Here is a 14139-nt window from a genome sequence, read left to right as displayed (position 1 = left end):
TGCTCGCTCCTGCAAGTGTGTAGCGGTTATCCATGAAAACCCCCGTCTGGTTCCCCCAAAGTTTCTTCTCCCGCACCCTGTGGCTGGTGCTCATCGTCGTATTGTTTTCCAAGGCATTGACCCTGGTTTATCTGTTGATGAACGAGGACGTGCTGGTGGATCGCCAATACAGCCACGGCGTCGCCCTGACGCTGCGTGCCTACTGGGCCGCCGACGAAGAAAACCGCGCGAAAATCGCCGATGCCGCGACCTTGATCCGGGTGGTCGGCGCCGGTGTGCCGGAAGGCGAACAGCACTGGCCGTACAGTGAAATCTACCAGCGGCAGATGCAGGCGGAGCTGGGCGCCGACACCGAAGTGCGCTTGCGCATGCATTCGCCGCCAGCGTTGTGGGTGCGCGCACCTAGCCTCGGTGATGGCTGGCTGAAAGTGCCGTTGTACCCGCACCCGTTGCGCGGCCAGAAAATCTGGAACGTACTCGGCTGGTTCCTGGCCATCGGGTTGCTGTCCACGGCATCTGCCTGGATTTTCGTCAGCCAGCTCAATCAGCCATTGAAACGTCTGGTCTATGCCGCCCGGCAACTCGGCCAGGGCCGCAGCGTACGCCTGCCGATCAGTGACACCCCCAGCGAAATGGCCGAGGTTTATCGCGCCTTCAACCAGATGGCCGAAGACGTCGAGCAGGCCGGTCGCGAGCGTGAGCTGATGCTGGCGGGGGTCTCGCATGACTTGCGTACGCCGCTGACCCGTTTGCGGCTGTCGCTGGAGTTGATGGGGGACCGCACGGATCTGACCAACGATATGGTGCGCGACATCGAAGACATGGACGCCATCCTCGACCAGTTCCTCGCGTTCATTCGTGATGGTCGGGACGAGTCGGTGGAGGAAGTGGATCTCAGTGATCTGGTGCGTGAAGTCGCGGCACCGTACAACCAGAGTGAAGAGAAAGTGCGCCTGCGCCTGGAGCCGATCCAGCCGTTCCCGTTGCGGCGGGTGTCGATGAAGCGTTTGCTGAACAACCTGATTGGCAACGCGTTGAATCATGCCGGAGGGAGCGTGGACGTCGCGGCCTATGTATCCGGGGACACGAGTGCGCCGTACGTGGTGCTGAGCGTAATGGACCGTGGGGCGGGAATCGCCCCGTCGGAACTTGAGGCGATTTTCAACCCGTTCACCCGAGGTGATCGGGCGCGGGGCGGAAAAGGTACCGGCCTGGGGCTGGCGATCGTCAAGCGGATTGCTTCGATGCACGGCGGCAATGTTGAACTGCGCAACCGCTCCGGTGGCGGGCTGGAGGCGCGGGTTCGATTGCCGCTGGGATTGATGCTGCCAAGAGATGCCGTTTAACGGCAGCTACAAGCGGCAAGCTACAAGCCAAAGCTGCTTTCACTCGCCGCTTTCAGCTCGTAGCTCGCCGCTCCCCAGTGCCCCTATCCCTTGCCTTTTGTGCGGGTCATGTTCGGCCCGCCATTCTTCTCAAGGTGTTCGATGATGATCCCCGCCACGTTCTTGCCCGTGGTGGTTTCGATTCCTTCCAGGCCAGGTGACGAGTTCACCTCCATCACCAGCGGCCCGTGGTTGGAGCGCAGGATATCCACACCCGCTACCGCCAGACCCATGACCTTGGCGGCGCGCAACGCAGTCATGCGTTCTTCCGGAGTGATCTTGATCAGGCTGGCACTGCCGCCACGGTGCAGGTTGGAGCGGAACTCGCCGGGCTTGGCCTGACGCTTCATGGCCGCGATCACCTTGTCGCCGACCACGAAGCAGCGTATGTCGGCGCCGCCGGCCTCCTTGATGTATTCCTGCACCATGATGTTCTGCTTCAGGCCCATGAACGCCTCGATCACCGACTCCGCAGCCGTTGCGGTTTCGCACAGCACCACGCCGATGCCCTGGGTGCCTTCGAGCACTTTGATCACCAGCGGCGCGCCGTTGACCATGTCGATCAGATCGGGAATGTCGTCCGGCGAGTGGGCGAAGCCGGTCACTGGCAAACCGATGCCCCGGCGCGACAGCAACTGCAGCGAACGCAGCTTGTCTCGCGAGCGGGCGATGGCCACCGATTCGTTGAGCGGAAACACCCCCATCATTTCGAACTGACGCAACACCGCGCAGCCATAAAACGTCACCGACGCGCCGATCCGCGGGATCACTGCGTCAAAACCCTCCAGCGGCTTGCCGCGGTAGTGGATCTGCGGCTTGTGGCTGGCAATGTTCATGTAGGCGCGCAAGGTGTCGATCACCACCATTTCATGCCCGCGCTCGGTTCCGGCTTCGACCAGACGGCGGGTGGAATACAGACGCGGGTTCCGCGACAGCACAGCGATCTTCATGCAACACCTGTGGAGGAGGTAGATACCGGGAACACCGGCTTGTCTTGTACATATTTGATGCCCGGATTGACCACCAGCTGGCCGTCGATCAGGGCTTTGGAACCTAGCAGCAGGCGATAGCGCATGGACTTGCGGCAGGCGAGGGTGAACTCGATCGGCCAGACCCGATCACCCAGGGCCAGGGTGGTGCTGATCACGTAGCGCACCTGGGCCTGGCCATTCGAACTCTTGATGGTCTTGCGGGCGACCAGCGGCGCTTCGCAGCGTCGATGGCGCAGCTGCACGACGGTGCCCAGGTGCGCGGTGAAGCGCACCCACTTCTCGCCGTCGCGCTCGAACGGCTCGATGTCGGTGGCATGCAGGCTGGAGGTGCTGGCGCCGGTGTCGATTTTTGCCCGAAGGCCGGCGACTCCCAGATCCGGAAGCGCCACCCACTCGCGCAAACCGATAACGGTCAAATGGTCAAATGTCTTCAATGGAAAAAACCAACAATTAACGCGTCCACGCTTCAGGGGATACCTGGGCCAACGCTTTGAATGCGGGCCTGGCGAACCAGTAACCCTGCATCAGAAATATTCCGCAGTCCGCCAGGAAATCCCGCTCACCAGCGCTCTCGATGCCTTCGGCGATGACTGTAACGTCCAACTCCGCACAGATTGTGACAATCCCCCGAACGATAGCCTGACGAACACGGTCATGGTCGATATCGCGAATCAGCGCCATATCGAGTTTGATCAGGTCCGGTTGGAAATCGGCCAGCAGATTGAGCCCCGAATAGCCGGCACCGAAATCGTCGATGGCCGTCTTGAAGCCGAATTCGCGGTATTCACGCAGAATATTGGTCAAATGGCGATAGTTATCTACATGCTCGCTTTCCAGTGTTTCGAAAATCAGCCGGTCGATCGGGAAATTGTGTTTCCTGGCGGCCTCCAGGGTGCTGCGAATGCACAACTCTGGACGATAGACGGCGTTGGGCATGAAGTTGATCGACAAGTGTGTCTGCATATTAAGCTCGGCCGCGCCTTCGATGGCGCGAGTCCGGCAGAGCTGGTCGAAACGGTAGCGGTTATCTTCTGTAACCTGATCCAGCACGGTTAATGCGCCTTCACCGGCCACACCACGGACCAGTGCCTCGTAGGCGTACACCGACTTGTCACGCAGATCCACGATGGGCTGATACGCGAAGGAAAAGTCGAAGCCCAGCGGCTCACTTTGCTGGCAGCCCAGGCACCCGGATTTGGGCGAGGTCAATGAAGACGGAAATTTGGTCACTCGATCACTCCATGCCGTTGAACCGGCGAAGATCACAGTTTATCTGGAGGGCCGAGTTCTTGCGCCCGACAGAATCGGTAGTACAGTTCCGACTACTGGCTGAACGAGGAATTCATATGGCACAAAAAAGCGAAGAGGACGACAAGGTTCGTCTCGATAAGTGGCTGTGGGCCGCGCGTTTTTTCAAGACTCGCGCCTTGGCCAAAGCCGCCATCGAGAGTGGCAAGGTGCATTGTCGGGGAGAGCGCTGCAAGCCTGGCAAAGAACCACGCATTGGCGATGAATTCGAGATTCGCGCCGGCTTCGACGAAAAGACCGTTGTGGTTCAGGCCCTGTCGATCGTGCGTCGCGGCGCACCTGAGGCGCAGACGCTGTATGCCGAGACCGAGGCCAGCATTGCCAAGCGTGAAGCGGCTGCGGCGATGCGCAAGGCGGGCGCTCTGGGTGTCACCACCGACGGTAAACCGAGCAAGAAGCAGCGTCGGGATCTGTTTAAATTTCGTGGGAACAGTAGCGGCGAATAAAAAACGCAGCCTGCCGGCCTGGGTTCAAGACCCGCCGCCGGCTGCGTTTTTTTCAGTAACCGTTGATTACTGCGCGGACACTACACTCATCCGCGAAACCACCGGCAGCTTGCCCAGCAGCCGGAAGACCGGTGCCGTGACCTTCAACCAGAAGTTCGCCGCGTGATAAGCAAACGGCGTGTAGTAACCCCAGCCCAGTGCCCACACCGCCAGCAGCATGCCGCCGATGTAATCGTCCTGGCCCCAATGAGCACCGGCGACCAGACGCGGCAACATGAACAGCAGCGCCAGACCCCAGATCACCAGGAACTGGCCGACCGTGCGACTGAACACGCCCATGAACAGCGCCCAGATCAGCAGCACCGAGGCGTGGTCACCGGGGAAACTCTGGCTCGAGCGATCCTTCAGCTCCCAGGTCTTCTCCAGATGCGGGAAGTAATCGCTGATATGCACGGCACCTTCGAGCACCATCGACGGGCTGCTGTGCTGCCAGCCCATGTGATCGGAGAACTTGGAAAACAGCGCGCGGATCACCACCATCAGCAGCAGGATCGAGAAAAAACCGAAAAAGGCGCGGCGCACGTCAATCGCCCTGAACACCCAGTCGCCCTTGATCAGCAGCATCAGCAGAATCACGCCGACGACAATGTCGAACGGTCGCAGACTTGCAATTGCCCAGATGTGGAGCCATATGGGGTTGCTGGCCAGCGGTGCATTGAGTGAGCGGAACAGCCACTCGTCGAAAATCACACACAGCATCTGACCTGTAGGCCATAACCAGAAAGCCAGCAGTGCCAATGGCACAACGTTGCACAGAACCAGCCGGCCGAGGTTCCACCTTGATTGGAACAAACCCGGATTGTTCATAAAATGCCTCCCGTGGCTGAACATCGGCATCAAAAAGGATGCCAGAAGCGCGGGATTTTCATTCTTTGTAACCATTTTGTCATCACATTCAGATACCCAGACCTATGACCGATTTCCTCGATACCGATTACACCCAACGCTTCATCTTCGATGACAGCGACACACGCGGCGAACTGGTGTCGCTGGAGCGCAGCTACGCCGAAGTGCTCGCCAAGCACCCGTACCCGGAACCGGTTGCGCAATTGCTGGGTGAACTGATGGCGGCCGCCTCGTTGCTGGTGGGCACCTTGAAATTCGATGGCTTGCTGATTCTGCAGGCCCGCTCCGAAGGCCCGATCCCGCTGCTGATGATCGAGTGCTCCAGCGAGCGCGAGATTCGTGGCCTGGCGCGCTACCACGCCGAGCAGATCCCGGCCGACGCAACCCTCGGCGACCTGATGCCGAACGGTGTCCTTGCCTTGACCGTCGACCCGATCGCCGGCCAGCGTTACCAGGGCATCGTCGACCTCGACGGCGAAACCCTGTCCGACTGCTTCACCAACTATTTCGTCATGTCCCAGCAGGTCGGCACCCGCTTCAAGCTCTGTGCCGACGGCCGCCGTGCCCGTGGTCTGCTGCTGCAACAGTTGCCGGCCGATCGCCTGAAAGACGAAGAAGAACGCGCCGCCAGCTGGCAGCACATCACCGCGCTGGGCAATACCCTGACCGCTGATGAACTGTTGAGCCTGGACAACGAAACGGTCCTGCATCGCCTCTACCATGAAGAGCAGGTTCGTCTGTTCGATGTGCAAAAACTGCGCTTTCACTGCAGCTGCTCCCGAGAGCGTTCGGGTAATGCACTGGTCAGTCTGGGTCTGGAAGATGCGCAGGCACTGGTGGCCGAGCAAGGTGGCCAGGTCGAGATCGATTGCCAGTTCTGCAACCAGCGCTACCTGTTCGACGCGGCGGATATCGCTCAATTGTTCGCTGGCGCGGGCGTCGAGACGCCGTCAGATACCCGGCACTAAAACGGTTCAGCGCAGGTAAATTCACTGCTCAACGACGGAATTACGCCGTTACGACGGGAGGGCCCTACTCTTTTTGGGCTTTTCTGGCATAATCCGGCCCACTTTTTTCGCGGTAGTAGTGCACGACTTTCTACTACAAAACGTTTGGAGCACACTCGGCCACTGGCCGACGGGGAACCTCATGACGCAAGCCAATAACGCCGTGTACACCGATCTGAGTGTTGATGATCTGGTAAAAGAAGCCCTGAACCGCGGTGAAGGCGAGCTTGCCGATACCGGCGCTCTGGTTGTTCGCACCGGTCATCGCACCGGACGTTCGCCAGTCGACCGTTTCATCGTTGAAGAGCCTTCCACCCAGGCTGCCATCGCCTGGGGCCCGATCAACCGCAAGTTCCCGGCCGACAAGTTCGACGCGCTGTGGGCTCGTGTTGAAGCATTCAACAACGCGCAAGAGCATTTCGTTTCCCACGTGCATGTAGGCGCGGCCGAAGATCACTACCTGGCCGTGAAGATGACCACCCAGACTGCCTGGCAGAACCTGTTCGGTCGTTGCCTGTTCATCAACCCGGCCCAGTACAACCCGGCCGGTCGCGAAGAGTGGCAAGTGCTGAACGTCGCCAACTTCGAGTGCGTGCCTGAGCGTGACGGCACCAACTCCGATGGTTGCGTGATCATCAACTTCGCCCAGAAGAAAGTGCTGATCGCCGGCATGCGCTACGCCGGTGAAATGAAGAAAGCCATGTTCTCCGTGCAGAACTTCCTGCTGCCGGCCGCTGACGTGCTGCCGATGCACTGCGCTGCCAACATCGGCGAAGAAGGCGACGTGACCCTGTTCTTCGGTCTGTCGGGCACCGGCAAGACCACCCTGTCCGCCGACGAAAGCCGTTACCTGATCGGTGACGACGAACACGGCTGGGGCGAAGGCGTTGTCTTCAACATCGAAGGCGGTTGCTACGCCAAGTGCATCGACTTGTCCGAGAAGAACGAGCCGGTCATCTGGAAAGCCATCAAGCACGGCGCAGTGCTGGAAAACGTCGTGATCGACGATGCCAAGCACGCCGACTACGCCGATGTCAGCCTGACCCAGAACAGCCGCGCGGCCTACCCGCTGGAGCACGTTGCCAAGCGTTCCGAGAAGAACCTAGGCGGCGAGCCGAACGCTGTGATCTTCCTGACCTGCGACCTGACCGGCGTCCTGCCGCCAGTGTCGATCCTCAACGAAGAACAAGCGGCCTACCACTTCCTGTCCGGCTACACCGCACTGGTGGGCTCGACTGAAATGGGTTCGGGCAGCGGAATCAAGTCGACCTTCTCCACCTGCTTCGGCGCACCGTTCTTCCCGCGTCCGGCTGGGGAATACGCTGAACTGCTGATCAAGCGCATCCGCGGCTTCGGCTCCAAGGTCTACCTGGTCAACACCGGCTGGACTGGCGGTGGCTACGGCGCCGGCAAACGCTTCAACATCCCGACCACCCGCGCGGTGATCGCAGCGATCCAGAGCGGCGCGCTGATCGGTGCAGCCACCGAGCACCTGGACACCATCAACCTGGACGTGCCACTGGCCGTACCGGGCGTCGAAACCAACCTGCTCAACCCACGCAACACCTGGGCTGACAAGGCTGCGTACGACGAAGCTGCCAAAGCCCTGGCCGGTCTGTTCATCGAGAACTTCAAGAAGTTCGAAGTGAGCGATGCGATCAAGGCTGCCGGGCCTAAGTTGTAAGACTGGGTTTGTAGCGAATGAGAAAGCCGCCTCTTGAGGGCGGCTTTTTTGTGGGTGATGGGTTGGACTTCATTGTCAGATCAACTGCCATTATTCCCGCAGAATCCGCGTTAAACAGCCAGAATAATGCTACTTAAGGAGCCGTGAACTCCTAAGCATTTTCCCTCCAGCCATCATGGCCATTGCCGTCTGGTATGCAGCACTCGTAGCACTTCCACAACATCAACTTTGACTGTGTAGATGATGACGTAGTTTGGAGTGACGACGATTTCGCGGGTATCTCCCGCGATACCTTTTCGGTACAGGGCTGGGTGCTGCCGAGCGCTTTCTCCTTTCAGTTCGAAAGCCTCATCAAGTTCAATCGCTGCAGCGGGATTTTCCTGGCCGATACGCTCCATGATGTTGTCTCGGTCATCCAGCGCTTCTTGGCGCCAGACCAACCTCATCAACGTGCTCGCTGACGAAGGGCATCCCGTTTGGCGGCAAATATCCTGCGAGCGTCTTCATCGCTGACGCTGGGTCTTGGGTCATCAATGCTTATTTGTACCTGTTGCTTGACCCATTCTTCATACGCAGCTGCTTCATGAGCTTGTTTCATCGCTTCGGCGCGATCAGGGCGGGCATAGGTTTTTATCTGAAGAGGGTCATAACTGGAGGCGTCCACATCGAAGTGATTGATGCCCACTCCTTGCAGGTAGGTCACCAGTGTTTCAAGCCGCTTGAACAGACGTACCTGGCCACTGCGTTGTGCGGTCAGTGAGTATTCTTTGCTTCCTTGCTGAATCTGAATCGACCAGCCACCCGGTTTGGCGACGATATGTGCGCTACTGATCGAACCGTTCTCAAACAGCCGCGTGAGAGTGCTGTGATCAATGGTTTCAGTGGTCATGAAGGCAAGCCCTTGGTTGAACAATGGCTCCCATCGTACGCAATCAATAATAGTTTGCAAAATTCTGATCCTTAAGTTTTGCGCCGGAGATGTCAGCGTCAGTGTTCGAGATAGAGGCAGGCAGTTCTAGCCATGAACACGCCTGCCCGAGGAGTCCGTCAGGCCGGCGCTTTCCAGTTGAGCATTCGCTGCTGGGCGACCTGGAGCAGGTCATAGCCGTCTTTGGTGAGAAGGTAGAGCGCGTGGGTGATGTGCGGGATGTCTTCGACGTCGGCGTGTTTGAAGCAGAGGCAGTAGAGGGTTTGCAGCAGGTCGCTTGAGGCGCGCAGGCGCTGGACGGCGCATTCGAGGATGTCTTGCGGGTTGGCTTCGGTGTCGATGACCAGGGGCTTGGTGTCGGTGAGGTTGGAGTCGAGTGGGCGGTAGCGATCGGAGTGGAGCTCGTTCCATGATTTCATTTTTTAGATCCTCAATTGCTTCGAATGAAGCCACCACATCGTGACCAAGCGACTGGAGGCGACTGTGTTCGGGTTGGTCAACCGGTGAGGATCATGCACATACCCGGCACGCTCGGAAGCGTCCCAAACACAGCCACCATAACGCTACTGGCAATTGAGTGCCGGCAGCATACAGCGGACGCGAATGCATGTTCCATTCGGGTGACCAAGCCCGAGTCGCTGAATTGGCAGCGACAGTCACAACTATAGGTTTCGGCCCACTGGCGCCGATAGAAGACAAGGCGCCGCTACGTGTAGGAACGGGATGCATATTCCGGCAGTCCGTTCCTACAGATCAATCACGGTTTTTAACGAATAGCCCGATACCCCTCAACATCCAGCACACTCGTCGTCAGCCCGGTCGCCGGGGTGTAGATCGCGCCTTTCACCGTCGAGAACGGAACGCCTTTGCTGCCCAGCGATACGTAGCGTTCGCCTTGATCCAGTTCGGTGAACCAGGTGTAGGAACACTTTTCCATGGCCTTGTATTTCGCTGCCGCGTTGACGATGGCGGCGGTGTGGTTGCGAAGATCGGTGTCGCTGAGGTTGAGGTTTTTGTCGAGGACGGTGCCCCAGCGTTTCAGGCAGACCTCGGCAAAGTGACGGACGATGAGGCCGGGTTCGGCCAGCACTTTTGGACCACTGTTGCCGTCGGCGGAGGCGTTGCCGACCAGGGTGGCGTGACGGCCGGGCATGGGGAAGATGCTGGTCTTGGTGCCGGTCGCGGTTTGCGGAATGACACAACTGAAACCCTTGGAGCGCTCATCCCGCGCATAGAAACCCACATATTCTTTTACGTTGCTATTGAGCTTTACCCGGTGTTCCTGAAAGTTACCGATGCCCGGCACCGGGTCGATGGCAAAGATATTCACTGGAATGTTTTTCAGTGCACTGTCGTTAAACATGGCATTGGCCAGCATATGACAACTGATACCGCCACGGCTCCAGCCCACCAGATTGACTTTTGTTGGAATAACACCGTCCTTGCGAAAGGTTTTGATAATTTGCTCCTGTAACTTCTGTTGCGTGACGCTGCGATCGCCATAGTTATATTTACGCCACAGCCAGGAACCTTCGACTTTTACATCTTCAATCGGAATGCCGGCGGCTTTGAGGCGGTTGTATTCCGCTTCGGTCAGTTGTTCGCGCTGCCAGTCACATTGGCCTTTGATGATGTTCATCGCGTGCTGGACGTTTTCCTCCCAGCCCTTGCCGAACAAGGTGCCACTGAGGCCGTAGTCCTTCGACTGGGTGAACAGTTCATCGGCTTGCAGGTTGCTGGTGCCGGGGCCGTCGACCACGATCCAGTCGGCGAACTCGCGCCCGGTGTGGTGAGCGGCCAGTGTTGAGACCAATTCCCCATTCCAATAGTTAACGTGTGCATTATCAAACTTTGTAGAACCTGTACCGCAGAAGAAAATAGTTAACGTAGTCATGTTGTTGCTCTCGGTTGATATAAGAGCAATCAGGCTAGTTGTAAACTTTGTAGTAATGGAAGCGAAGGGTTGTTGCGAACTTTGTAAATGTGGCTGGCGGCGTTAGTTGTTTATTCGTTGTCTGGCAACTTCCAACAAGTCACAACCGTCTTGGGTCAATAAATAAAGCGCATTGACGATGTTGGGAATGTCTTTCACATCGGCCTGTTTGAAACACAAGCAGTAAAGAGTTTCCAGCAGATCGCTGGCCGCGCGCAGACGTTGATCGGCGGCATTGAGCAGGTCACCCGCTGTTGCAGCGGTGTCGATGACCATTACCGGGTTGTCGCCGTCGCAGGTCTTGAGAGGGCGAAAACGAGTATTCAGCGGTGTGAACATGTTCATGATTGAGGCGTGTCCTTTACGAAGTCGCTTCGGTGGGCCGACACAGTGTTTTCAGTCGCGCCGGCCACTATAGAAGGGCGCCGTCGAGTGGGACAAGACGGCCGCAATGGACAGATTTCGTAAGGGTTTTTTCCACGATATGGGCATTTGCCCTACATGTTTTTTCGGTTTTTCAAAGCCAAACCCTTATTGGCGAATTTTCCGACGTGATTATCAGGCGTTTCAAAGTAAACCTCTGTATGGTGCGCGCCAGAATCCGTAGGTCGTTTCCAAATGTCCGACACACGCTTAAAGGGAATTAGGTATGCAGTGGCTACGAATGGCCTCGATCGTTTTGCTGTGGGTGAGTGGCTGTCGTTTGGCGTTGGCCTCCGACACGGGCAACGGGTTGCTGCTTGCCAACCTGGAGCGCACCGGTTGGCCCGACGCGCTTGCCACTCAGGCCGACATCGACACAGCTGCCCGTGCTGAAGTGCTGGTTTTCGGCAAGGCTCTGCTGGCGAGCGAAGCCCTGGACGAACCGGGACTCACGCAACGACTGGGCGTGCAGCCAATGCAGCTCAAGTCGATCAGACAAGTACGCGACGGTCTGTGGGATCGCTTGCTCAACACCTACCGCAATGCCAGCACTCACTGCGACGAGAAAGCATTTTGCCCCCGGGTGCGCAGCGTTGCCGACTTGCGTCAACTGGCGGCAGCCTTCACCGGCGATATCAGCCCGGCTCATGCACGATGGGCGAGCCAGAGCCTCGATGTGCATGAACGGGTACTGGATGAGCAATTGCGGGTAGCCGTATTGCGGCCCTGACACAGCGCTTGCGGGGGTTAAGTCGAGGGCGCTGCGGTGACGGTCACGGCGCTGGCCAGGATCGGCGGAAAGTCGTCGGGAGAGGGGGTGCAGCCTCCCAGCAGCAGGGAGGCAAAGATCAGGGCGAGGGGCAGTTTCAAGTTGTTCGACATGTTCACTCCTTGGTAAAAATCCATGCGCATTGGCCGTCCTGGCTCAAGGCGTGACGGACATTACCCTCGGATCGCTTCACCCGGCGATGAACAAAGTGTTTCATTTGTTTGATCCCTTGACCGTGCCGTCGACGCTGTATCATCCCGTATCGATTTGACCCCCGACCTATTCTCGACGCGCTGCGATCGCCCGCTAGGCTGTTGGCATCACAGCGGTCAACGGAGTGACAGCGAATGCACAACACCCTGGAACAGGTTTTCGGTTATCCACAGTTTCGACCCGGTCAGGAGGCCGCGATCAGCGCTGTTCTCGCCGGGCGCTCGGCAGCCGCGATATTTCCCACCGGCTCCGGCAAATCCCTTTGTTACCAGGTCCCGGCACTCTTGCTGCCGCACCTGACGCTGGTGGTCTCACCGTTGCTGGCGCTGATGCAGGATCAGCTCGAGTTTTTGCGCCGGCACGGGATATCCGCAGGCAGCATCGATTCGGCGCAGAGCCGCGAAGCCGCCAACGATGTGATGGCCCGCGCCCGTTCGGGCGAACTGAAGATCCTGATGATTTCCGTGGAGCGTTTGAAGAACGAGCGCTTTCGCAACTTTTTGCAGCAGGTGCCGATCTCGCTGCTGGTGGTGGATGAGGCGCACTGCATCTCCGAGTGGGGCCACAACTTCCGCCCCGACTACCTCAAGCTGCCGGACTACCAGCGCCAGTTCAACATCCCGCAAACCCTGCTGCTGACCGCCACCGCAACGCCAAAGGTCATCGACGACATGCAGGCGAAATTCGCCATCGCGGCAGACGATGTGGTGACCACCGGTTTCTACCGGCCCAACCTCAATCTGCTGGTCGAGCCGGTGCGTGGGCAGGACAAGCGCCGGCGTCTGGTGGAGTGGATGAACGAGCGCGCAGGTCAGCCGAGCATCGTCTACGTGACCCTGCAGAAAACCGCCGAGCAGATTGCTGAACATCTGGAGCGCAATGGCATTCAGGCCGAGGCTTATCACGCCGGTTTGCCCCATGAGCAACGTGACGCGATCCAGAAGCGCTTCATGGGCGGGCAGTCCGATTGCATCGTCGCCACCATCGCCTTCGGTATGGGCATCGACAAGAGCGACATCCGCAACGTGGTGCATTTCGACCTGCCCAAATCCATCGAAAACTACAGCCAGGAAATCGGCCGCGCCGGGCGTGACGGGCAACCGTCTGATTGTCTGGTACTGGCCAACCGCGACAGCCTCAACGTGCTGGAAAACTTCGTGTATGGCGACACGCCGGAACAGGAGGGCATTCGTCATGTGTTGGACGAGCTGCAGGCCGCCGCGCCGGTAGGCCAATGGGAGTTTCTGCTCGGGCCGCTGGCGGATCAGAGCAACATTCGCGCGTTGCCTTTGAAGACGTTGTTGGTGCAGTTGGAGCTGCGAGGACTGATTGCCCCGCGCTACGCGTACTACGCCGAGTACCGTTTCAAATACCTGCTGGAGCCCGAGGCGTTGCTCGAGCGTTTTGAAGGTGAACGCAGGGATTTCGTCGCCGCGATCATCCAGACCTCAAGCCGCGCGCGTACCTGGGCCACGGTGAATTTCCAGGCGATGTACGAGCAGTATTCCGCCGAGCGCAACCGCGTGGTGAAAGCGCTGGATTACTTTCAGGAGAAGGGCTGGGTCGAGCTTGAGAGCAAGCAGATGACCGAGGTCTACAACGTCCTGCGCGGCGATTTCGACAGCCAGGCCCTGAGCGCTGACCTGCATGACTATTTCACCCGCCATGAACAAACCGAAGTGGCGCGGATTCACGCCATGCTCGAGCTGTTTGCCACCGAGCGATGTCTCGGCTATCGGCTGGCGGAATATTTTGGCGATCACAATGCGCCGCAGCAGTGCGGACATTGCTCGGTGTGTCACGGGCACATCGCCCGGCTCCCGGCGCCTCCGGAATTGCCGGCGCTTGTGGATAAAAGTTTTGCGGCGTTATGTGGGGAGTTTATCCACAGGCATCAACAATTGACCGGCAGTGCTCCGTCGGCGGAGCGGTTGACCCGTTTTCTGTGCGGAATTAGCGTGCCGTTGTTTACCAAGCTCAAGGCCCGGGCCATTTCCGGGTTTGCGGCACTGGAGGAATATCCCTACGCCGAGGTCCGGACCTGGGCTCAGACGCATCTTTGAGATTCCGAATCCATCTGCTGAATGTCGATCATCACGGCAATGAACTTCAAAAATGCCCGGTGGCTGACTATGGTGATGGCTG

General features: G+C 58.5%; 16 protein-coding genes. 6 read left to right on the top strand and 10 right to left on the bottom strand.

What is annotated here, in order from left to right; translation table 11 throughout:
* The first annotated feature begins 32 nt into the window (after window positions 1-32).
* Window positions 33-1346 carry an ATP-binding protein gene (locus L6D74_RS09050; RefSeq protein WP_039764576.1) on the top strand — a complete coding sequence of 438 codons (1314 nt, stop codon included), beginning with the start codon at window positions 33-35 and terminating at the stop codon, window positions 1344-1346.
* Between the two features lie 83 nt (window positions 1347-1429).
* Here the strand turns inward: L6D74_RS09050 and rimK are convergent, their stop codons facing one another.
* The 3 genes from rimK to rimA are packed head-to-tail and all read right to left on the bottom strand — an operon-like array spanning window position 1430 to window position 3607.
* Window positions 1430-2335 carry a 30S ribosomal protein S6--L-glutamate ligase gene (gene rimK, locus L6D74_RS09045; protein ID WP_007949201.1) on the bottom strand — a complete coding sequence of 302 codons (906 nt, stop codon included), beginning with the start codon at window positions 2333-2335 and terminating at the stop codon, window positions 1430-1432.
* Window positions 2332-2811 carry a retropepsin-like aspartic endopeptidase RimB gene (gene rimB, locus L6D74_RS09040; RefSeq protein ID WP_011331964.1) on the bottom strand — a complete coding sequence of 160 codons (480 nt, stop codon included), beginning with the start codon at window positions 2809-2811 and terminating at the stop codon, window positions 2332-2334. Before rimB ends, rimK begins: the two co-directional genes overlap by 4 nt.
* A 16-nt stretch (window positions 2812-2827) precedes the next feature.
* The gene (gene rimA, locus L6D74_RS09035; RefSeq protein ID WP_085611198.1) at window positions 2828-3607 is read right to left on the bottom strand and encodes a S6 modification regulatory phosphodiesterase RimA; all 780 of its coding nucleotides are present in this window, start codon (window positions 3605-3607) and stop codon (window positions 2828-2830) included.
* Window positions 3608-3723: 116 nt separating this feature from the next.
* Between rimA and L6D74_RS09030 the strand changes: the two genes are divergently transcribed.
* Window positions 3724-4131, top strand: a complete 408-nt coding sequence (locus L6D74_RS09030; RefSeq protein ID WP_011331966.1) for an RNA-binding S4 domain-containing protein — start codon at window positions 3724-3726, stop codon at window positions 4129-4131.
* 66 nt (window positions 4132-4197) lie between these two features.
* Here the strand turns inward: L6D74_RS09030 and L6D74_RS09025 are convergent, their stop codons facing one another.
* A complete protein-coding gene (locus L6D74_RS09025) occupies window positions 4198-4998 on the bottom strand; it encodes a phosphatase PAP2 family protein (protein WP_236188786.1) in 801 nt (266 codons plus the stop codon).
* 104 nt (window positions 4999-5102) lie between these two features.
* Between L6D74_RS09025 and hslO the strand changes: the two genes are divergently transcribed.
* Together hslO and L6D74_RS09015 are read left to right on the top strand one after the other, a co-directional pair.
* Window positions 5103-6005: an Hsp33 family molecular chaperone HslO gene (gene hslO, locus L6D74_RS09020; RefSeq protein ID WP_011331968.1), complete on the top strand. Its 903-nt coding sequence runs from the start codon at window positions 5103-5105 to the stop codon at window positions 6003-6005.
* 181 nt (window positions 6006-6186) lie between these two features.
* Window positions 6187-7728: a phosphoenolpyruvate carboxykinase gene (locus tag L6D74_RS09015; RefSeq protein ID WP_236188779.1), complete on the top strand. Its 1542-nt coding sequence runs from the start codon at window positions 6187-6189 to the stop codon at window positions 7726-7728.
* A gap of 173 nt (window positions 7729-7901) precedes the next feature.
* On the opposite strand, the gene L6D74_RS09010 is transcribed toward L6D74_RS09015, so the two are convergent.
* From L6D74_RS09010 to L6D74_RS08990, 5 genes are all read right to left on the bottom strand, one after another.
* A complete protein-coding gene (locus tag L6D74_RS09010; protein ID WP_236188777.1) occupies window positions 7902-8174 on the bottom strand; it encodes a type II toxin-antitoxin system RelE/ParE family toxin in 273 nt (90 codons plus the stop codon).
* The gene (locus L6D74_RS09005) at window positions 8174-8617 is read right to left on the bottom strand and encodes a hypothetical protein (RefSeq protein WP_039764743.1); all 444 of its coding nucleotides are present in this window, start codon (window positions 8615-8617) and stop codon (window positions 8174-8176) included. The genes L6D74_RS09010 and L6D74_RS09005 overlap by 1 nt, the downstream gene beginning before the upstream one ends.
* Window positions 8618-8775: 158 nt before the next feature.
* Window positions 8776-9075 (bottom strand): hypothetical protein, encoded by a 300-nt coding sequence (locus tag L6D74_RS09000; RefSeq protein ID WP_007952679.1) that lies wholly within the window; start codon window positions 9073-9075, stop codon window positions 8776-8778.
* Between the two features lie 347 nt (window positions 9076-9422).
* The gene (locus L6D74_RS08995; RefSeq protein ID WP_064592745.1) at window positions 9423-10550 is read right to left on the bottom strand and encodes a hypothetical protein; all 1128 of its coding nucleotides are present in this window, start codon (window positions 10548-10550) and stop codon (window positions 9423-9425) included.
* Between the two features lie 102 nt (window positions 10551-10652).
* The gene (locus tag L6D74_RS08990; protein WP_085647951.1) at window positions 10653-10934 is read right to left on the bottom strand and encodes a hypothetical protein; all 282 of its coding nucleotides are present in this window, start codon (window positions 10932-10934) and stop codon (window positions 10653-10655) included.
* A gap of 304 nt (window positions 10935-11238) precedes the next feature.
* Here L6D74_RS08990 and L6D74_RS08985 point away from each other — a divergent pair, with 304 nt between their 5' ends.
* Window positions 11239-11742 (top strand): hypothetical protein, encoded by a 504-nt coding sequence (locus L6D74_RS08985; protein ID WP_064592749.1) that lies wholly within the window; start codon window positions 11239-11241, stop codon window positions 11740-11742.
* Between the two features lie 17 nt (window positions 11743-11759).
* Here L6D74_RS08985 and L6D74_RS29975 read toward each other — a convergent pair whose 3' ends face one another.
* Window positions 11760-11894 carry a hypothetical protein gene (locus tag L6D74_RS29975; protein ID WP_257784437.1) on the bottom strand — a complete coding sequence of 45 codons (135 nt, stop codon included), beginning with the start codon at window positions 11892-11894 and terminating at the stop codon, window positions 11760-11762.
* Window positions 11895-12128: 234 nt separating this feature from the next.
* Between L6D74_RS29975 and L6D74_RS08980 the strand changes: the two genes are divergently transcribed.
* Entirely contained in the window at window positions 12129-14057 is a 1929-nt protein-coding gene (locus tag L6D74_RS08980) for a RecQ family ATP-dependent DNA helicase (RefSeq protein WP_236188776.1), read from the top strand.
* Window positions 14058-14139 lie beyond the last annotated feature (82 nt).

This window comes from Pseudomonas pharyngis (genome assembly GCF_021602345.1).
Taxonomy (GTDB): domain Bacteria; phylum Pseudomonadota; class Gammaproteobacteria; order Pseudomonadales; family Pseudomonadaceae; genus Aquipseudomonas; species Aquipseudomonas pharyngis.
This window is presented reverse-complemented; position numbering and strand designations above follow the sequence as displayed.